Genomic DNA, 19574 nt, shown 5'->3' on the forward strand with positions numbered 1-19574 from the left:
ATGTACCCTGTGTTCTCACGTAAGCACCGGGTATTTCTTACGACGTTAATGACCGTTTTATTTCATCTCCGTTGGTTGTTTCTACTCCCCCTTATTTCGGCCGGAGCCGTTCACGGTGCGCCGAATTCCTTTATGCAGCAGGCGCAAAACCCGTTTGATAACAACGGTGATAATCTGCCGGATCTGGGCCTCGCAAAACCGACCTCGGAAGGTGAAAAGCATCTGGCGGAGATGGCAAAAGCCTTTGGTGAAGCCAGTATGACCGACAACGGCCTCACCACGGGCCAGCAGGCGCGCCAGTTCGCGTTTGGTCAGGTGCGTGATGTGCTGAGTGGTGAAGTGAATGATCAGATTGAGTCCTGGCTTTCGCCCTGGGGAAATGCCAGCGTAAATGTGCTGGTGGATGACGAGGGCAAATTCAATGGCAGCAGCGGGAACTGGTTTATTCCCTGGAATGATAATAACCGTTATCTGAGCTGGAGCCAGCTTGGGCTGACGCAACAAACGGACGGCCTGGTCAGTAACGCCGGGGCGGGGCAGCGTTGGGTCGCCGGAAGCTGGCTGCTGGGTTACAACACGTTTTATGACAACCTGCTCGAAGAAAATCTGCAGCGCGCCGGGCTTGGGGCCGAGGCGTGGGGGGAAAATCTGCGTTTGTCTGCAAACTACTACCAGCCGTTCGCCAGCTGGCGCGACAGCTCCGACGTTCAGGAACAACGTATGGCGCGCGGTTATGATGTGACGGCTAAAGCGTGGCTACCGTGGTTTCATCATCTCAACACCAGCGTCAGCTTTGAGCAGTATTTTGGCGATAACGTCGATCTGTTCAACAGTGGCAACGGTTATCACAACCCGATGGCGGTGAATCTGGGGCTTAACTATACGCCCGTTCCGCTGGTCACCTTAACGGCTGCTCATAAGCAGGGGGAAAGTGGCGTAACCCAGAACAATCTCGGGCTGAAGCTAAACTATCGCTTCGGTGTGCCCCTTGTTAAACAACTTTCAGCCAGCGAAGTTGCCGCGACGCGTTCGCTGCGGGGCAGTCGTTATGACTCACCGGAGCGGGATAACCTGCCAGTGATGGAGTTCCGCCAGCGCAAAACGCTGTCGGTCTATCTGGCGACACCGCCGTGGGATCTGAAAGCAGGTGAAACCGTGATGCTGAAGCTGCAAATTCGCAGTTCGAACGGTATCCGGCAGCTTCACTGGCAGGGCGATACGCAGGCGTTGAGCCTGACGTCACCGGCAAAGAGTAACAGCAGCGAGGGCTGGAGTGTGATCATGCCTGACTGGGATGACAGTGAAGGGGCGACCAACCGCTGGCGGCTGTCGGTGGTGGTTGAAGATGAGAAGGGGCAGCGTGTCTCTTCCAATGAGATCACGCTAACGGTGGTGCAACCGCTTATCGCCTTACCGAAAGACGACCCACGGTGGACGTTGCTGCCGGATGAATAAGTTAAAAAATGCGTTCCTGATGCACCCACACGGCGGCCTCGACGCGGGATTTTAACTTCATTTTCTTCAGCATATGTTTCACGTGCACTTTAACCGTGCTTTCGGTGATATCCAGGCGGCGGGCGATCATTTTGTTCGGCAGTCCCTGGGCAATCAGCTTGAGAATATCGCGCTCTCGCGGGGTTAACTGGCTGACGTCACGGTCGGACGTCGCGCGGTTCGCGCGCAGGCTGGCGGCCAGTACCGGCGTTAAGGCTTCACTCAATACCATTTCGCCCGCTGCGGCCTGTTGCAGCGCCTTGAGCAGATCTTCAGGCTCCATATCTTTCAGCAGATAGCCGTCTGCACCGCGCTTCAGCGCTGTGACCACATCTTCTTCATGATTCGAAACGCTAAAGACCACAACGCGTCCTGAAAGCGATTTCTCCCGCAGCTTGTCGAGGGTTTCCAGGCCGTTCATGCCGGGCATATTGAGATCGAGCAAGATCAAATCAGGATCAAGCGATTCGGCAAGTTCAATACCCTGTTCGCCGTTGCTGGCTTCACCGACAACGGTGATATCCGGTGCCATGCTGACAAGTTGTTTTACGCCAGTGCGCAGCATCGGGTGATCGTCGATCAGCAGGATCGATGCCGGTTCCTGATTAGTCATGGTTTTCTCCTTGAGCAGTTGTAAGGGGCTTTTCGGGTATGAAGGTGACGACGACTTCAGTGCCACCAGACTCTCCCCGGCGAACCTGGCAATCACCGCGCAGGCTTTGCGCGCGGTCTCGCATGATAATTAAACCATAGTGGTTCGTTCTCTCGGCATTTTCCGGCACGCCGCAGCCGTTATCCTGGACAGTCAGCTTCACCTGATTATTGTGATGACTCACGGTCACCGTGACCGCCGTAGCACCGGAATGCTTGAGTACATTGCTCAGGGCTTCACGGGCGATCTGCAGTAGATGAATCGCCTGGTGAGAAGGGACAAAACGAGGCGGAAGCTGGTAATCAAGTTTGACCGGGAACCCCAGTCGGGCGCTAAATTCGTGGCAGCTGGATTCAAGAGCAGGGCGCAGGCCTGGCTCGGTTAGCTGCAGACGGAAGGTGGTCAGTAATTCCCGAAGCTGGGCCCAGGAGGTGTTCAGCTCATTGCGGATCTGGCTAAGGAGCTGTTTGTTGCTCTCGGGCATCTCCGCATCCTGCATCTGCAGGCAGCTTACCTGCATTTTCATACAGGAGAGCGACTGGGCGATAGAGTCATGAAGTTCGCGGGCAATGGTGGCGCGCTCTTCCATGACAATCAACTGCTGCTGCTTTTCCTGGTGACGGTCAAGCGCCAGCGTGGCCGTCAGTTGTTCAACCAGCGTATCAACCAGCTGCTGCTGGTCATGGCTGAGATGGCGGCCTGCGGGAAGCGTCGCCAGCAGAATGCCGTACTGCGTGTGGCTGTCCGTCAGACGCCATTTCAGCGTAGTACCGCTGGTGGTCAAGGGAGGTAAACCGCGAGGGCAAAGATGACACCCTTTATCATCGCATGACATATCCGACTGACAGGTAAATTCCTGATGGTTCTCTTCATCTTCGACGTCGTAAACCCGCAGTTCCAGATCGTGCAACATCGTTAAATTTTGCAGACCGTTGAGTACCGGGGAGAGCCGCTCGCACAGCGGGACCTGCATATGCAGACGACGGTTTGCCTGCCACAGAAACGAGAGGATCTCGTTTTTCTGCTCAAGCCCGGCGGTTTTTTCCTGCACACGTTGCTCCAGCACCGCGTAGCTTTCAGCAAGCTCTCCGGACATGGTGTTCAGCGCCTGGCCCAGCATTGCCATTTCATTGCGACCGCTGATGTTGGCACGCTGCGTAAAGTCGCGCTCGGTGACTGCGCGCGCCACGGCGAGTAGCTGTTTCCAGGGATTCAGCAGCCGCTTACGCAGCCAGATAATGGTGAAAATTAGCAGCAGGCCCATAAATAGGGCCATTGCCCGGTGCAGGAGTACCACCCGCTCAATACGCATCTCGGTAGTATGGTCGAACGAGGAGACAAGGCTGTCGATGCGGGCAACAAAACTGGCGACATCGGTGGCTACCGCGTCTGGCGATGTGGCCTGTTTCATGCCGGGCTGCAGCTGGCTGTGCCAGTAATCCTGCAGTGATTTGAGCTGCGCCTGCTGCCCGTCGCGGTTGGCGGCAACGACCAGCTCCGGGCTGAATACGGTACGCTCCATATCATCAAGAAGCGGTTTATCATCCTGCGTAAGCGGGATGGCGGCCAGCAGGCGATAACTCTGCATGCGTAAGGAGCCTGCCTCGTTAATGGCATGCGCGCTACCCTGCACGCCCTGAACCAGACGGCCAGAGATAGCCATGCCGGTCACACCGATAGCGGTGGACAGCAAAACGATCAGTGCCAGTTGATTCACCAGCGTTAATGGTGATAAACATCTTTTTAACATAGAGTTGCCGGGCTCCTGACGTGGCCTGCTTGCAGGAATGGCGCTATTCTGGTGCATACCCTGGAGTATACCCATACCAATAAAGGATTACCCCTAAATTGCCATAAGGGTAGTGGTCGGGGGGAGGCCCCGACCAGGACGCTTCAGCACCGTGAAAAACCACACCTTTTTTGCATAAAATCCCTACCCACTAAGGGTGATGGCGTTTTTTTCGTCGCCAAACCCTCCACTTTTCCTTTGATTTATATCAACTTACCGCCGCCCTAAAACCCTAATGTTTGCAGCATCATTCGAGAATCAGAGGTGTCTATGAGTCACTCATCCGCTCCCGAAAGGGAAAACGGTGGCGTTATTACTGAATGGCGTCCGGAAGATCCGGCGTTCTGGCAACAGCGCGGTCATCGTGTAGCAAGTCGTAATCTGTGGATTTCCGTTCCATGTTTGTTGTTAGCGTTTTGCGTATGGATGTTGTTTAGTGCGGTCGCGGTGAATCTGCCGAAAGTCGGCTTTACCTTTACCACCGATCAGCTGTTTATGTTGACCGCGCTGCCGTCGTTATCGGGCGCACTGCTGCGCGTGCCTTACGCATTTATGGTGCCGGTGTTTGGCGGCCGTCGCTGGACGGCGTTCAGTACCGGTATCATGATCGTGCCTTGCGTGTGGCTCGGCTTCGCCGTCCAGGATACCTCCACACCGTTTAGCGTGTTCGTGATTATCTCCCTGCTGTGCGGTTTTGCCGGTGCAAACTTCGCGTCCAGCATGGCAAACATCAGCTTCTTCTTCCCGAAAGCGAAGCAGGGTGGTGCGCTGGGTATCAACGGCGGTCTGGGTAACATGGGCGTGAGCGTGATGCAGCTGATTGCCCCGCTGGCGATCTCTGTCTCCATCTTCGCAGCCTTTGGCGGCGGTGGTGTTGAGCAGCCGGATGGTTCTTCTCTGTTCCTGCAAAACGCAGCCTGGATTTGGGTGCCGTTCCTGGTGGTATTCACCCTCGCGTCCTGGTTCTTTATGAATGACCTGTCCGCGTCGAAGGCTTCCCTGAGCGAGCAGCTTCCGGTGCTGAAACGCGGCCACCTGTGGGTGATGGCGCTGCTGTATCTGGCCACATTCGGCTCGTTCATCGGTTTCTCTGCGGGCTTTGCCATGTTGTCAAAAACGCAGTTCCCGGAAATACAGATCCTGCATTTTGCCTTCTTCGGTCCGTTTATTGGTGCACTGGCACGCTCCCTCGGCGGTATGGTCTCTGACCGTCTGGGCGGGACGCGCGTGACGCTGGTGAACTTCGTGGTGATGGCTGTCTTCTGTGCGCTGTTGTTCCTGACGCTGCCAGGCGAGGGTCAGAGTGGTAATTTCATCGCCTTCTTCGGCGTCTTTATGGTGCTGTTCCTGACGGCCGGGCTGGGTAGTGCGTCGACTTTCCAGATGATTTCTATCATCTTCCGCAAGCTCACAATGGATCGCGTGAAAGCACAGGGTGGCACTGAAGAACAGGCGATGCGTGAAGCAGCGACCGATACTGCAGCGGCGCTGGGCTTTATCTCTGCCATTGGCGCGATTGGCGGCTTCTTTATTCCAAAAGCGTTTGGTATCTCACTGGACCTGACCGGTTCTCCGGCAGGGGCAATGAAAGTATTCCTCGTCTTCTATATCGCCTGCGTTGTGATTACGTGGCTGGTATATGGCCGTAATACCAAGAAAAACAAGTAAGTTTGATTATCCGTTTGCGCGGCCTTTGGGCCGCGCTTTTTTTATGTGCAAAGTAGTTACAACATACTTATCGGTGCTGCACCTGTTTTGAACCTCTGACACTGTGATCGCCATCGCTTTGCAGCTGTCTCTACCCCTTAATACCTAAGATGTTAAAAAAAGCAGCACTTTTTGTACGATAAATGGATTTTACCCTTATAAATCATAAAGATAAAAAACAGAAAAATATACCGCTTAAGTGGTAGCGCGTGTAATACCACGACGCGAAGAGCCTCTTTGCCTTGATCGTTATCAATTCTCGTCATCTATCAGGGCGTTACCTTCGCTGCAAATCAGCAATGTCGATTTAGAGAGCCACAGGCTCCACACAGGAGATACCCGATGAGCAAATTTTTGGACCGGTTTCGCTACTTCAAACAGAAGGGTGAAACTTTTGCCGATGGGCACGGCCAGGTTCTGGAGACCAACCGGGACTGGGAAGACGGTTACCGTCAGCGCTGGCAGCATGACAAAGTTGTCCGTTCTACCCACGGCGTAAACTGCACTGGCTCTTGTAGCTGGAAGATTTTCGTTAAAAACGGTCTGGTGACCTGGGAAATGCAGCAGACCGACTATCCGCGCACTCGCCCGGATATGCCAAACCACGAACCGCGTGGCTGTCCGCGTGGTGCCAGCTACTCCTGGTATCTCTACAGCGCTAACCGTCTGAAATACCCACTGATGCGTAAACGCCTGATGAAAATGTGGCGTGAAGCGAAAGTTCAGCACAGCGATCCGGTTGATGCCTGGGCATCCATTATCGAGGACGCTGACAAAGCGAAAAGTTTTAAACAAGCTCGTGGCCGCGGTGGTTTTGTCCGTTCTTCCTGGAAAGAGGTGAACGAACTGATTGCTGCCTCTAACGTCTATACCGTCAAAACTTACGGCCCGGACCGTGTCGCAGGCTTCTCGCCAATCCCGGCGATGTCGATGGTCTCTTACGCTTCCGGTGCTCGCTATCTGTCGCTGATCGGCGGCACTTGTCTGAGCTTCTACGACTGGTACTGTGACCTACCGCCAGCCTCTCCGCAGACCTGGGGCGAACAGACCGATGTGCCTGAATCTGCAGACTGGTACAACTCCAGCTACATCATTGCCTGGGGTTCTAACGTTCCGCAGACCCGTACCCCAGACGCCCACTTCTTCACTGAAGTCCGCTATAAAGGCACCAAAACCGTTGCAGTGACCCCGGATTACGCAGAAATCGCCAAACTGTGCGACCTGTGGCTGGCTCCGAAGCAAGGGACCGATGCCGCGATGGCGATGGCAATGGGCCACGTCATGTTGCGTGAATTCCACCTGGATAAACCAAGCCAGTATTTCACCGACTACGTGCGCCGCTATACCGACATGCCGATGCTGGTGATGCTGGAAGAGCGTGATGGTTACTATGCCGCGGGCCGCACACTGCGTGCAGCCGATCTGGTGGACGCACTGGGTCAGGAAAACAATCCAGAGTGGAAAACCGTCGCCTTTAACAGTCATGGCGAGCTGGTAGCACCAAACGGCTCTATCGGTTTCCGTTGGGGCGAGAAGGGTAAATGGAACCTGGAGCAGCGTAACGGCACCACGGGTGAAGAGACTGAACTGCGTCTCAGCATGCTGGGTAGCCAGGACGACATCGCTGAAGTCGGCTTCCCGTACTTCGGCGGCGAAGGTTCTGAACACTTCAATAAAGTTGAACTGCAAAACGTCCTGATGCACAAACTGCCGGTGAAACGCCTGCAACTGGCGGATGGGTCTACGGCGCTGGTGACAACCGTTTACGACCTGACCATGGCCAACTATGGTCTGGAACGTGGCCTGAACGATGAAAACTGCGCAACCAGCTACGACGAAGTGAAAGCGTATACGCCGGCGTGGGCGGAGAAAATCACGGGCGTACCGGCGGCACAGATCACCCGTATCGCACGTGAATTTGCGGAAAACGCAGATAAAACTCACGGTCGTTCGATGATTATCGTGGGTGCCGGTCTGAACCACTGGTATCACCTCGATATGAACTATCGCGGCCTGATCAATATGCTGATCTTCTGCGGCTGTGTGGGTCAGAGCGGCGGCGGCTGGGCGCACTATGTGGGCCAGGAAAAACTGCGTCCGCAAACCGGCTGGCAGCCGCTGGCGTTTGCCCTTGACTGGCAGCGTCCGGCGCGTCACATGAACAGCACCTCTTACTTCTATAACCACTCCAGCCAGTGGCGCTACGAGACGGTAACCGCGCAGGAATTGCTGTCACCGATGGCAGATAAATCCCGCTACAGCGGCCATCTGATTGATTTCAACGTTCGCGCTGAACGTATGGGCTGGCTGCCGTCTGCGCCTCAACTGGGTACTAACCCGCTGCGCATCGCGGAAGAGGCGAAAAAAGCAGGCATGACGCCGGTGGATTACACCGTTAAATCCCTGAAAGACGGCTCAATCCGTTTCGCGGCTGAACAGCCGGAAAACGGTAAAAACCATCCGCGTAACCTGTTTATCTGGCGCTCTAACCTGCTGGGTTCGTCCGGTAAAGGCCACGAGTACATGCTGAAATACCTGCTCGGTACTGAAAATGGTATCCAGGGTAAAGATCTCGGCAAACAGGGCGGCGTGAAGCCTGAAGAAGTGGAATGGAAAGACAACGGGCTGGACGGCAAGCTGGATCTGGTGGTGACGCTGGACTTCCGTCTGTCGAGCACCTGCCTGTACTCCGACATCGTGCTGCCAACCGCGACCTGGTACGAAAAAGACGACATGAATACCTCGGATATGCATCCGTTTATTCATCCGCTGTCGGCTGCTGTTGACCCGGCATGGGAATCCAAAAGTGACTGGGAGATCTACAAAGACATCGCGAAGAAATTCTCCGAGGTCTGTGTGGGTCACCTGGGTAAAGAGACCGACGTGGTTACGCTGCCAATCCAGCACGACTCTGCCGCCGAACTGGCGCAGCCGCTGGACGTGAAGGACTGGAAGAAAGGCGAGTGCGACCTGATTCCTGGCGTTACTGCGCCGCATATTATTCCGGTTGAACGCGACTATCCGGCCACTTACGAGCGCTTTACCTCTATCGGCCCGCTGATGGAGAAAATCGGTAACGGCGGGAAAGGCATTGCCTGGAACACCCAAAGCGAAATGGATCTGCTGCGTAAGCTCAATTACACCAAAGCAGACGGCCCGGCTAAAGGCCAGCCAATGCTGAACACGGCAATTGATGCGGCAGAGATGATCCTGACTCTGGCTCCTGAAACCAATGGTCATGTGGCGGTAAAAGCGTGGGCGGCGCTGAGTGAATTCACTGGCCGTGATCATACGCATCTGGCAACGAATAAAGAGGAAGAGAAAATCCGCTTCCGCGATATTCAGGCGCAACCACGCAAAATTATCTCCAGCCCGACCTGGTCTGGCCTGGAAGATGAGCATGTCTCTTATAACGCCGGTTACACCAACGTTCACGAGCTGATCCCATGGCGTACCCTGTCCGGTCGTCAGTCTCTGTATCAGGATCACCAGTGGATGCGTGACTTCGGTGAAAGCCTGCTGGTTTACCGTCCGCCAATCGACACCCGTTCGGTGAAAACTGTGATGGGCAAGAAATCCAACGGTAACCCTGAGAAGGCGCTGAACTTCCTGACGCCGCACCAGAAGTGGGGTATCCACTCCACCTACAGCGACAACCTGCTGATGCTGACGTTGTCCCGCGGTGGCCCGATTGTGTGGATGAGTGAAGCGGACGCTAAAGATCTGGGTATCGAAGATAACGACTGGATCGAGGTGTTCAACAGCAATGGTGCGCTGACGGCGCGTGCGGTAGTGAGCCAGCGTGTACCTGCCGGGATGACCATGATGTACCACGCGCAGGAACGTATCGTTAACCTGCCGGGGTCTGAAATCACCGAGCAGCGCGGCGGTATTCACAACTCCGTGACCCGTATTACACCTAAGCCAACCCACATGATCGGCGGCTATGCGCAACTGGCCTACGGCTTTAACTACTACGGCACCGTAGGATCTAACCGCGATGAGTTCGTGGTGGTACGTAAGATGAAGAATATTAACTGGTTAGACGGCGAAGGTAATGACCAGGTACAGGAGAGCGTAAAATGAAAATTCGTTCACAAGTCGGCATGGTGCTGAATCTGGATAAATGCATCGGCTGTCATACCTGCTCAGTCACCTGTAAAAACGTCTGGACCAGCCGTGAAGGTATGGAATACGCCTGGTTCAATAACGTGGAAAGTAAACCCGGCACTGGCTTCCCGACCGACTGGGAAAATCAGGAGAAGTGGAAGGGCGGCTGGATACGTAAAATCAACGGCAAGCTGCAGCCGCGCATGGGTAACCGCGCGATGCTGCTGGGTAAAATCTTTGCTAACCCGCATCTGCCGGGTATCGACGATTATTACGAGCCGTTTGACTACGACTACCAGAATCTGCATAACGCGCCGGAAAGCAAGCACCAGCCGATCGCGCGTCCTCGCTCGCTGATCACCGGTCAGCGCATGGACAAGATCACCAGCGGTCCAAACTGGGAAGAGATCCTGGGTGGTGAGTTCGAAAAACGCGCCAAAGACCAGAACTTCGAAAACATGCAGAAGGCGATGTACGGCCAGTTCGAAAACACCTTCATGATGTATCTGCCGCGCCTGTGCGAACACTGCCTGAACCCGGCGTGCGTCGCGACCTGCCCAAGCGGTGCTATCTACAAACGTGAAGAGGACGGCATCGTCCTGATCGACCAGGACAAGTGCCGCGGCTGGCGTATGTGCATTACCGGTTGCCCGTACAAAAAAATCTACTTCAACTGGAAGAGCGGCAAATCAGAGAAGTGCATTTTCTGTTATCCACGTATTGAAGCCGGGATGCCAACCGTCTGCTCCGAGAGCTGCGTAGGGCGTATTCGTTACCTCGGCGTGCTGCTGTATGACGCGGATGCGATTGAAAATGCGGCCAGCACCGAGAACGAGAAAGATCTGTATCAGCGCCAGCTGGACGTGTTCCTTGATCCAAACGATCCGAAGGTGATTGAGCAGGCGCTGAAAGACGGCGTACCGCAGAGCGTGATCGACGCGGCACAGCAGTCTCCGGTGTACAAAATGGCGATGGACTGGAAGCTGGCCCTGCCGCTGCACCCGGAATACCGCACGCTGCCGATGGTCTGGTACGTGCCGCCTCTGTCTCCGATTCAGTCTGCCGCTGATGCAGGCGAACTGGGCAGCAACGGCATTCTGCCGGATGTGGAAAGCCTGCGTATCCCGGTTCAGTACCTGGCGAATCTGTTGACCGCAGGCGATACCCAGCCGGTGTTGCTGGCGCTGAAACGTATGCTGGCGATGCGTCATTTCAAACGTGCGGAAACCGTTGACGGTGTTAACGATACCCGTGCGCTGGAAGAGGTTGGGCTGACCGAAGCGCAGGCGCAGGAGATGTACCGTTACCTGGCGATTGCGAACTACGAAGACCGCTTCGTGGTACCGAGCAGCCACCGTGAGCAGGCCCGCGAAGCCTTCCCGGAACAAAGAGGTTGTGGCTTTACCTTTGGCGACGGTTGCCACGGGTCAGACAGCAAATTCAACCTGTTCAACAGCCGCCGCATCGACGCCATGGATGTGACCAGCAAAACGGAGCCGCACCAATGATTGAACTCGTCATTGTTTCGCGTCTGCTCGAGTACCCGGATGCTGCGCTTGCGCAGCATCAACAGGAACTCTTCGATGCACTCGCGTCATCTGAAAACCTGGATAAAGAGGATGCCCAGAAACTGGGCGTTTTCCTCCGCGACCTGTTAGCGCGCGATCTGCTCGATGCGCAGGCGGATTACAGCCAGCTGTTTGACCGTGGCCGCGCCACCTCACTGCTGCTGTTTGAACACGTTCACGGTGAGTCCCGCGACCGTGGTCAGGCGATGGTAGACCTGATGGCGCAGTATGAGCAGCACGGTTTGCAGCTCGACAGCCGCGAACTGCCGGACCACCTGCCGCTCTATCTGGAGTACCTGGCGCAGTTGCCGAAAGAAGAGGCGCTGGGTGGTTTGCAGGACATCGCGCCGATTCTGGCGTTGCTCAGCGCGCGTCTTCAGCAACGTGAGAGCCGCTACGCAGTGCTGTTCGACCTGCTGGTGAAGCTGGCAAACGCCTCGGTCGACAGTGAAAAAGTAGCGGAAAAAATTGCGGATGAAGCCCGCGACGACACACCGCAGGCACTGGATGCGGTCTGGGAAGAAGAGCAGGTGAAATTCTTTGCTGACCAGAACTGTGGCGAGTCGGAAATCTCGGCTCACCAGCGTCGTTTTGCCGGAGCGGTTGCTCCGCAATATCTGAATATCTCTAACGGAGGACAGCAATAATGCACTTCCTGAATATGTTCTTCTTTGACATCTACCCGTATATTGCGGGCACCGTATTCCTGGTGGGAAGCTGGCTGCGTTATGACTACGGCCAGTACACCTGGCGTGCTGCCTCCAGCCAGATGCTGGATCGCAAAGGAATGAACCTGGCATCCAACCTGTTCCATATTGGCATTCTGGGGATTTTCGCCGGTCACTTCCTGGGCATGCTGACGCCTCACTGGATGTATGAATCCTTCCTGCCTGTCGAAGTGAAGCAGAAAATGGCGATGATCGCCGGTGGTGCCTGTGGTGTGATGACGCTGGTGGGTGGCCTGCTGCTGCTGAAACGCCGCCTGTTCAGCCCGCGCGTTCGTGCTACCACCACCGGAGCGGACATTCTGATTTTGTCCTTGCTGATGGTTCAGTGCGCGCTGGGTCTGCTGACCATTCCGTTCTCCGCGCAGCATATGGACGGCAGCGAAATGATGAAGCTGGTTGGCTGGGCGCAGTCTGTGGTGACTTTCCACGGCGGTGCGTCTGAGCATCTGGACGGTGTGGCATTTGTCTTCCGCGTGCACCTGGTGCTGGGCATGACGCTGTTTGTATTGTTCCCGTTCTCCCGTCTTGTGCACATCTGGAGCGCACCGGTGGAGTACCTGACGCGCAAATACCAGATTGTGCGTGCACGTCGCTAATCCGCTGTTTTGATACTGGCCCCGCATTTGCGGGGTTTTTTTTGTCCTGGCTCGGGGCGTTTAGCGCGGATGTCGCTGTCAGGTGCCGGATGGCGGCTACGCCTTACCCGACCTGCAACGGAGGCTCGGCTTTGTTTTAGCCAGGGAAAACGGTACAGAAATTACAAAGTGGAATTTTACAAAAGAGATGGTGGTGGGGGAAGGATTCGAACCTTCGAAGTCGATGACGGCAGATTTACAGTCTGCTCCCTTTGGCCGCTCGGGAACCCCACCAGGGGTAATTCATATTTTGAGGTAACGCTGAGAGATGGTGGTGGGGGAAGGATTCGAACCTTCGAAGTCGATGACGGCAGATTTACAGTCTGCTCCCTTTGGCCGCTCGGGAACCCCACCACGGGGTAATGCTATTAACTGGCCTGCTTCCTGCTGGAAGCGGGGCGCATCATATCAAATGACGCGCCCCTGTAAAGCATTCCTTTAGGAAAATGAAGCCGTTTGCCTGCTTTTTGTTCGTAAAGACGCAAAGCTAATCAGTTCATTTTCCGAAGGATTAAAGAATAATCGTTCTGTTACCGTAGACGAAGACCCGCTGTGCCAGAACCTGATACAACGCGCGGCTCAGTACGTTCTTTTCAACGTCACGCCCGGCACGCATCATATCTTCCGCCGTATAGGTATGATCCACATGAATCACATCCTGCATAATGATTGGGCCTTCATCCAGATTGTCATTCACGTAATGCGCCGTCGCACCGATGATCTTCACGCCGCGCTCGTATGCCTGATGGTAAGGACGCGCACCAATAAAGGCAGGCAGGAATGAATGGTGAATATTGATAATCTTGTTCGGGAATCTCGCCACAAAAGAAGGTGTGAGCACGCGCATATATTTTGCCAGCACCACATAGTCAGGGTTGTGCGCTTCAATAGCCTGTGCCATCAGGTTGTCGTGTTCTTCGCGGGTATGGCCTTCATGGCTCACCAGTTCAAACGGAATGTCGAAACGCTCAACCAGCGTACGCAGCGTCTCATGGTTACCGATAACGGCGGCGATTTCGACGTCCAGGCCGCCATAGTTTGCTTTCATCAGCAGGTCGCCCAGGCAATGGGCCTCTTTGGTCACCAGAATCACAATACGACGACGGCCCGCAGGCGTCAGTTCACGTACTGAGCCTTCCGGCAGGGCGCTGTCCAGATCGGCAAGCAGGGTGGTGTCGTTGAAAATGCCTTCCAGCTCGGTACGCATGAAGAAACGGCCAGTACGGTGGTCAACGAACTCGTTGTTCTGCACGATATTCAGTTCATGCTTGTAACAAATGTTGGTAATTCGTGCGATAAGCCCTTTTTGGTCGGGACAAATGGTGCGCAGAACTTTACGTTGTAGTGATTGCATCGCCGGGAAATCCTGTTTGAGTATTTGCGAAGTCTGAGTTGTCAGGCATTACTGCCCGCAACACTTTTTAAATTTTTTACCTGAACCGCAGGGGCAGGGATCGTTACGACCGAATTGAGGACGCGTACCGTCAATATAATACCATTGCCCGCTTTCCTTTAAGAACCGGGAACGTTCGATAATTGCTCCCGGTTTATTCTGTTCGCTAAACCGGGCAACAAAGCTCACGTAGCCTTCATTGTTGTCTCGGCCAGGAGCAGACTCAAACACGGTAAGCCCGAGCCATCGGGTGTTGGCGAACCCGGTTTCAATATCTTGCCGAAAATCGGCAGCGTGGCACGATGGGTGCCAGGTTTTAATCAGGTAGTCTGCGTCGCGGATCACAAAAGCAGTATATCGTGAACGCATAAGGTGTGACGGGTCTGGTGCAACCTGCTCGCCAGAAAGATATCGCTGGCAACATAGGCTATACTCCAGAGCGCTACCGCAGGGGCAGAGTTGAGACACGATTCTCTTCCTGGAACAAAAATTAACTTTTAAGGTAGCACCATGTTAACTGAGCAGTTGCGTTGACGCTATGTCTGGAATCCAGGGGAAGTTTAAGCAGGGCTAATGAGAAAGGTAAAAATAGGTCTGGCGCTGGGCTCAGGTGCAGCCAGGGGCTGGTCACATATTGGCGTTATCAATGCCTTAAAACAGATGGGAATCGACATTGATATCGTTGCAGGGTGTTCAATTGGTTCGCTGGTTGGGTCTGCATACGCGTGCGGTAAGCTCCCGGAGCTTGAACGTTGGGTTCGCTCGTTCAGCTACTGGGATGTCCTGCGCCTGATGGATCTCTCCTGGCAGCGTGGTGGCCTGCTACGCGGCGAACGTGTGTTTAATCAGTTTCGTCAGATAATGCCTCTTGATGACTTTCGTCATTGTCAGATGCCCTTCGGAGCCGTGGCAACGAACCTTAGTACGGGCAGAGAGTTATGGCTCACCGAGGGAGATATTCACCTCGCTGTGCGCGCATCCTGCAGCATACCGGGTCTGATGGCTCCTGTGCCGCATAACGGTTACTGGTTAGTGGATGGCGGGGTAGTGAACCCGGTGCCTATTTCACTGACACGCGCAATGGGCGCGGATATCGTCATCGCCGTGGATTTGCAACACGATGCTCACCTGATGCAGCAAGACCTCATGCCGGTCAACCTCCATAGTGATGATGCAGAGGGGGAGCGGCTCGCCTGGCATGAACGCTTACGCGGAAGAATAGGGCGTATGGCTGCAAAACGTGCCATCACTGCGCCGACCGCAATGGAAATAATGACCACCTCTATTCAGGTGCTTGAGAATCGCCTGAAGCGAAACCGTATGGCCGGAGATCCGCCAGATATTCTGATTCAGCCATATTGTCCGCAAATCTCTACCCTTGATTTCCATCGGGCCGAGGCCGCCATCGCAGCGGGCTCGTTAGCCGTCGAAAAGAAAATAGATGAACTGTTGCCATTTGTGCGGACAGCACTTTAAGCATCCTTTTTTTGATTACTTCAGCAAAATCTGACAGGCGATAGTACCGATAGCATGCCACTATTGAGTAACTGTCAGCCAGGGGAGGAACTATGACGCAGCCATTGGCCGGAAAACACATTTTGATAGTTGAAGACGAGCCCGTTTTCCGATCGCTGCTGGATTCGTGGTTATCCTCGCTGGGCGCAATTACGTCGCTTGCTGAAGATGGCATTGATGCGCTGGAGAAAATGGTCAGTATCACTCCTGATTTGATGATCTGCGATATTGCCATGCCGCGCATGAACGGTCTTAAGCTGGTTGAGCACCTGCGTAATGAAGGCGACCAGACGCCAATACTGGTGATTTCTGCGACGGAGAATATGGCGGATATCGCTAAGGCGTTGCGGTTGGGTGTGCAGGACATTCTGCTGAAGCCCGTTAAGGATCTCAGCCGTTTGCGTGAAACCGTACTGGCCTGCCTGTATCCCAATATGTTCAATTCCCGTGTCGAAGAAGAAGAACGCCTTTTCCAGGACTGGGATGCCTTAGTCAGCGATCCCCCTGCGGCCGCGAAATTATTGCAAGAGCTTCAGCCGCCAGTGCAGCAAAATATTTCGCATTGCCGAGTGAATTATCGCCAGCTGGTAGCGGCCGATCAGCCTGGCCTGGTGCTGGATATTGCCCCGTTGTCAGATACCGATTTGGCATTTTATTGCCTGGACGTCACGCGAGCAGGGGATAATGGCGTATTAGCGGCGTTATTACTTCGCGCACTCTTTAATGGACTGCTGCAGGAGCAGTTATCCCATCAGGGACAACGGCTTCCTGAGTTAGGAAGTTTGCTGAAACAAGTTAACCAACTTTTTCGCCAGGCCAATTTGCCAGGACAGTTTCCGCTTTTGGTTGGTTATTACCATAGCGGGCTGAAAAACCTCATCCTTGTCTCTGCGGGTTTAAACGCCTCACTGAATACCGGTGAACATCATATTCAGGTGAGTAACGGTGTCCCGCTGGGAACATTGGGCACGGCGTATCTCAATCAAATTAGCCATCGTTGTTCGTCCTGGCAGTGTCAAATTTGGGGGGCAGGAGGGCGGTTACGCTTAATGTTGTCCACGGAATAAGCAGTCAGATTTTATTAATCAGATTGCTTTACCTGTGTTTTGGCGGCAGTGCTACTATCACTACCAGATTCATTCGTATTTATCCTAATTGATCGGCAACGCGTTCTTTTCAGACCCGTACTACAGGGGATGGCTGATATACTCAACGCGTTATTTAATGCATAAAAGTTCAAAACTTGAACAGCTCAGGAGAATTTCAATGGCTGCCCTAAATTCGAAAGTCAGAAAGGCCGTTATCCCGGTAGCGGGATTGGGGACCAGGATGTTACCAGCAACAAAGGCCATCCCGAAAGAGATGCTGCCTTTGGTGGATAAGCCATTAATCCAGTATGTCGTTAATGAATGTATCGCTGCAGGCATTACAGAAATTGTACTGGTTACGCATTCATCTAAGAACTCTATCGAGAACCATTTCGATACCAGTTTTGAGCTGGAAGCAATGCTGGAAAAACGTGTTAAGCGCCAGCTGTTAGCTGAAGTTCAATCTATTTGCCCTCCACACGTGACCATTATGCAGGTTCGTCAGGGCCTGGCTAAAGGGCTGGGCCATGCGGTACTGTGCGCGCATCCGGTTGTGGGTAATGAGCCCGTCGCGGTTATTCTGCCAGATGTCATTCTGGACGAATACGAATCAGATCTTTCTCAGGATAACCTCGCCGAAATGATTAAACGCTTCGACGAAACAGGCAGCAGCCAGATTATGGTTGAGCCGGTTGAAGACGTGACCGCTTATGGTGTTGTTGACTGCAAAGGCGTTAACCTTGAGCCTGGCGAAAGCGTACCGATGGTCGGTGTGGTAGAGAAGCCAAAAGCCGACGTTGCGCCGTCCAATCTGGCGGTTGTGGGTCGTTATGTGCTGAGTGCTGAAATTTGGCCGCTGCTGGCGAAAACGCCTCCAGGAGCAGGTGATGAGATCCAGTTGACCGACGCTATTGATATGCTGATCGAGAAAGAGACCGTTGAAGCCTACCATATGAAAGGGAAGAGCCACGACTGCGGTAATAAACTCGGTTATATGCAGGCGTTTGTTGAATATGGTATCCGTCATAATAGCCTGGGCGAAGAATTTAAAGCCTGGCTCAAAGAAAGCGTGGGTATTAAGTAATAATCTGATACTCCGCTCAACAAGACCGGTGTGGCTTTGCCCGCCGGTTTTTTTATGCTCACAGGAACTTCGCGGAGTCACGGGAATGTAAAGGACGTTAAATCGACGCTTATGCTATATGACAGACTGTAAGCGGATGTTTGAGGTAAATTGTGGGCATAAAAAATCCCGCTAATAGCGGGATTCTTAGAATACGGCCAGATTAGTCCTTAATCAGGAAGTCATCCAGTTGTTTACCTTGCTCATCCATTGCTTTCTTGATAACGGCTGGAGTACGACCCTGGCCAGTCCAGGTTTTCTCTTCGCCATTCTCATCAATGTAGCTATATTTAGCCGGACGAGCAGCGCGTTTCGCTTTAGTACCTGTTTTAGCCGCAGCCATGCTGTTCAGCAATTCGTTTGGATCGATACCATCGGCAATCAGCATTTCACGATATTGCTGCAGTTTGCGAGTACGTTCTTCGATTTCGGCGGCAGCTGCGCTTTCTTCTTCACGACGCTCATTAACTACAACTTCTAATTTTTCCAGCATTTCTTCAAGCGTTTCCAGGGTGCATTCTCTTGCCTGCGCACGAAGAGTACGGATGTTGTTCAGAATTTTAAGTGCTTCGCTCATTGTAGTAATCTCAAACTTATAATGGGGGTGGTTTGTTGACCTAATAATAGAGCGATAAATTGAGTTGTGCAATAGCCAGGAATGTAAGGAATTCAAAAAATACTAAATTATCGACGCTATTATTAATTACGCTAACTTAAATTTCATCGCTTGTCTGTCCTGCAAGATATCACCCTAAACGGCAACAGCCTGCTGATTGCATGTTTGTTTTTGTGACATTTCCCTCAGGAATTATAGTTGCGGCGGATAAATATCAGCCTTTTGTATTACTCCAGCTAAGCGCAGCTACAGCAAAAAATAGTTAATAAATAGTGAATTTTAATGAACGTTGATTCCAGTATAAAAAGAAGTGTTATGTTTGGCTGGGCGCTTAAGGTAATGATGGCCTTAAAAGCGTTTAATGACTGTTTTAACGTATTATTTTCTATACTTCCCGATGCCTCCGCTTGCTCTGAACGGCATAGTCTGTGCGGTGTATCGCTGATGACGAGACAAAATATGGTACAATGATTCATCGGGAATATTACACATTGATTAGGGTTTTACAGCCAATGGCACAACTTTATTTCTACTATTCGGCAATGAATGCAGGGAAATCGACAGCGTTGCTGCAATCTTCCTACAATTATCAGGAACGCGGTATGCGTACCGTCGTTTACACTGCCGAGATCGACGATCGCTTTGGTGCAGGAAAGGTAAGTTCAAGAATAGGGCTCTCGTCTCCTGCAAGGCTGTATAACCCGGAAACTGATTTGTTAGAGGATATCCGTGCAGAGCATGCTTATAAGCCCATTCATTGTGTGCTGGTCGACGAAAGCCAGTTCCTGACGCGTGAACAGGTTCATGCGCTGTCAGAGGTTGTAGACGAGCTGGATATCCCCGTTCTTTGTTATGGCCTGCGCACTGATTTCCGGGGCGAGTTATTTCCCGGTAGCCAGTATTTGCTTGCCTGGTCCGATAAACTGGTAGAACTGAAAACCATCTGTTTCTGTGGACGTAAAGCCAGTATGGTGCTTCGTCTGGATCAGTCGGGGAAGCCATATGCAGACGGTGAGCAGGTGGTCATAGGCGGGAATGAGCGTTATGTGTCAGTCTGCCGCAAACACTATAAAGAAGCGCTTGTTGTGGGCTCGTTGACGGCAATCCAGAGTGACAATCGAAAATAATCCCTGATTGTAATTTTCAGGCCTGACAT

General features: G+C 53.2%; 15 protein-coding genes and 2 tRNA genes. 10 read left to right on the top strand and 7 right to left on the bottom strand.

Features of this window, described 5'->3' with window-relative positions:
• The first annotated feature begins 48 nt into the window (after positions 1–48).
• Positions 49–1455 carry a YchO/YchP family invasin gene (locus tag ABGB15_RS09535; protein ID WP_215722183.1) on the top strand — a complete coding sequence of 469 codons (1407 nt, stop codon included), beginning with the start codon at positions 49–51 and terminating at the stop codon, positions 1453–1455.
• A gap of 1 nt (position 1456) precedes the next feature.
• Here ABGB15_RS09535 and narL read toward each other — a convergent pair whose 3' ends face one another.
• Positions 1457–2107 carry a two-component system response regulator NarL gene (narL, locus tag ABGB15_RS09540; RefSeq protein ID WP_003856701.1) on the bottom strand — a complete coding sequence of 217 codons (651 nt, stop codon included), beginning with the start codon at positions 2105–2107 and terminating at the stop codon, positions 1457–1459.
• A complete protein-coding gene (gene narX / locus ABGB15_RS09545; protein ID WP_152081330.1) occupies positions 2100–3896 on the bottom strand; it encodes a nitrate/nitrite two-component system sensor histidine kinase NarX in 1797 nt (598 codons plus the stop codon). Before narX ends, narL begins: the two co-directional genes overlap by 8 nt.
• 309 nt (positions 3897–4205) lie before the next feature.
• Between narX and ABGB15_RS09550 the strand changes: the two genes are divergently transcribed.
• From ABGB15_RS09550 to narI, 5 genes are all read left to right on the top strand, one after another.
• Complete coding sequence (locus ABGB15_RS09550) at positions 4206–5603, top strand: NarK family nitrate/nitrite MFS transporter (protein WP_152081329.1); 1398 nt, start codon at positions 4206–4208, stop codon at positions 5601–5603.
• 381 nt (positions 5604–5984) lie between these two features.
• Positions 5985–9728 carry a nitrate reductase subunit alpha gene (locus ABGB15_RS09555; protein ID WP_152081328.1) on the top strand — a complete coding sequence of 1248 codons (3744 nt, stop codon included), beginning with the start codon at positions 5985–5987 and terminating at the stop codon, positions 9726–9728.
• Entirely contained in the window at positions 9725–11260 is a 1536-nt protein-coding gene (gene narH / locus ABGB15_RS09560; RefSeq protein ID WP_152081327.1) for a nitrate reductase subunit beta, read from the top strand. The genes ABGB15_RS09555 and narH overlap by 4 nt, the downstream gene beginning before the upstream one ends.
• Positions 11257–11967, top strand: coding sequence for a nitrate reductase molybdenum cofactor assembly chaperone (gene narJ, locus ABGB15_RS09565; protein ID WP_215722182.1), 711 nt, complete (start codon positions 11257–11259; stop codon positions 11965–11967). Before narH ends, narJ begins: the two co-directional genes overlap by 4 nt.
• Positions 11967–12644, top strand: a complete 678-nt coding sequence (gene narI / locus ABGB15_RS09570; RefSeq protein ID WP_152081325.1) for a respiratory nitrate reductase subunit gamma — start codon at positions 11967–11969, stop codon at positions 12642–12644. The genes narJ and narI overlap by 1 nt, the downstream gene beginning before the upstream one ends.
• Before the next feature lie 188 nt (positions 12645–12832).
• Here narI and ABGB15_RS09575 read toward each other — a convergent pair.
• From ABGB15_RS09575 to ABGB15_RS09590, 4 genes are all read right to left on the bottom strand, one after another.
• A tRNA-Tyr gene (locus ABGB15_RS09575) sits at positions 12833–12917 on the bottom strand.
• 35 nt (positions 12918–12952) lie between these two features.
• Positions 12953–13037 (bottom strand) — tRNA-Tyr (locus tag ABGB15_RS09580).
• A gap of 157 nt (positions 13038–13194) precedes the next feature.
• Positions 13195–14037: a formyltetrahydrofolate deformylase gene (gene purU, locus ABGB15_RS09585; protein WP_014832256.1), complete on the bottom strand. Its 843-nt coding sequence runs from the start codon at positions 14035–14037 to the stop codon at positions 13195–13197.
• Between the two features lie 48 nt (positions 14038–14085).
• The gene (locus ABGB15_RS09590; protein ID WP_152081324.1) at positions 14086–14544 is read right to left on the bottom strand and encodes a YchJ family protein; all 459 of its coding nucleotides are present in this window, start codon (positions 14542–14544) and stop codon (positions 14086–14088) included.
• Positions 14545–14649: 105 nt separating this feature from the next.
• Here ABGB15_RS09590 and rssA point away from each other — a divergent pair, with 105 nt between their 5' ends.
• The 3 genes from rssA (at position 14650) to galU (ending at position 17763) form a co-directional block, all read left to right on the top strand.
• Positions 14650–15552 carry a patatin-like phospholipase RssA gene (gene rssA, locus ABGB15_RS09595; RefSeq protein ID WP_152081323.1) on the top strand — a complete coding sequence of 301 codons (903 nt, stop codon included), beginning with the start codon at positions 14650–14652 and terminating at the stop codon, positions 15550–15552.
• A gap of 92 nt (positions 15553–15644) precedes the next feature.
• Entirely contained in the window at positions 15645–16658 is a 1014-nt protein-coding gene (gene rssB, locus ABGB15_RS09600) for a two-component system response regulator RssB (protein ID WP_152081322.1), read from the top strand.
• 199 nt (positions 16659–16857) lie between these two features.
• Positions 16858–17763: a UTP--glucose-1-phosphate uridylyltransferase GalU gene (gene galU, locus ABGB15_RS09605; protein ID WP_152081321.1), complete on the top strand. Its 906-nt coding sequence runs from the start codon at positions 16858–16860 to the stop codon at positions 17761–17763.
• A 202-nt stretch (positions 17764–17965) separates the two neighbouring features.
• Here galU and hns read toward each other — a convergent pair whose 3' ends face one another.
• A complete protein-coding gene (gene hns / locus ABGB15_RS09610; RefSeq protein ID WP_003856724.1) occupies positions 17966–18379 on the bottom strand; it encodes a histone-like nucleoid-structuring protein H-NS in 414 nt (137 codons plus the stop codon).
• A 551-nt stretch (positions 18380–18930) separates the two neighbouring features.
• Here hns and tdk point away from each other — a divergent pair.
• Positions 18931–19545: a thymidine kinase gene (gene tdk, locus ABGB15_RS09615; protein WP_215722181.1), complete on the top strand. Its 615-nt coding sequence runs from the start codon at positions 18931–18933 to the stop codon at positions 19543–19545.
• Positions 19546–19574 lie beyond the last annotated feature (29 nt).

It is taken from the genome of Enterobacter sp. MALB-1 (genome assembly GCF_041021625.1).
GTDB lineage: Bacteria > Pseudomonadota > Gammaproteobacteria > Enterobacterales > Enterobacteriaceae > Enterobacter > Enterobacter oligotrophicus.

What these genes read in the sequence shown, in the direction of transcription:
- ABGB15_RS09535 (WP_215722183.1), top strand. Translation starts at nt 49, where the DNA reads ATGACCGTTTTATTTCATCTCCGTTGGTTGTTTCTACTCCCCCTTATT.
- narL (WP_003856701.1), bottom strand. Translation starts at nt 2,107, where the DNA reads ATGACTAATCAGGAACCGGCATCGATCCTGCTGATCGACGATCACCCG.
- narX (WP_152081330.1), bottom strand. Translation starts at nt 3,896, where the DNA reads ATGTTAAAAAGATGTTTATCACCATTAACGCTGGTGAATCAACTGGCA.
- ABGB15_RS09550 (WP_152081329.1), top strand. Translation starts at nt 4,206, where the DNA reads ATGAGTCACTCATCCGCTCCCGAAAGGGAAAACGGTGGCGTTATTACT.
- ABGB15_RS09555 (WP_152081328.1), top strand. Translation starts at nt 5,985, where the DNA reads ATGAGCAAATTTTTGGACCGGTTTCGCTACTTCAAACAGAAGGGTGAA.
- narH (WP_152081327.1), top strand. Translation starts at nt 9,725, where the DNA reads ATGAAAATTCGTTCACAAGTCGGCATGGTGCTGAATCTGGATAAATGC.
- narJ (WP_215722182.1), top strand. Translation starts at nt 11,257, where the DNA reads ATGATTGAACTCGTCATTGTTTCGCGTCTGCTCGAGTACCCGGATGCT.
- narI (WP_152081325.1), top strand. Translation starts at nt 11,967, where the DNA reads ATGCACTTCCTGAATATGTTCTTCTTTGACATCTACCCGTATATTGCG.
- purU (WP_014832256.1), bottom strand. Translation starts at nt 14,037, where the DNA reads ATGCAATCACTACAACGTAAAGTTCTGCGCACCATTTGTCCCGACCAA.
- rssA (WP_152081323.1), top strand. Translation starts at nt 14,650, where the DNA reads ATGAGAAAGGTAAAAATAGGTCTGGCGCTGGGCTCAGGTGCAGCCAGG.
- rssB (WP_152081322.1), top strand. Translation starts at nt 15,645, where the DNA reads ATGACGCAGCCATTGGCCGGAAAACACATTTTGATAGTTGAAGACGAG.
- galU (WP_152081321.1), top strand. Translation starts at nt 16,858, where the DNA reads ATGGCTGCCCTAAATTCGAAAGTCAGAAAGGCCGTTATCCCGGTAGCG.
- hns (WP_003856724.1), bottom strand. Translation starts at nt 18,379, where the DNA reads ATGAGCGAAGCACTTAAAATTCTGAACAACATCCGTACTCTTCGTGCG.
- tdk (WP_215722181.1), top strand. Translation starts at nt 18,931, where the DNA reads ATGGCACAACTTTATTTCTACTATTCGGCAATGAATGCAGGGAAATCG.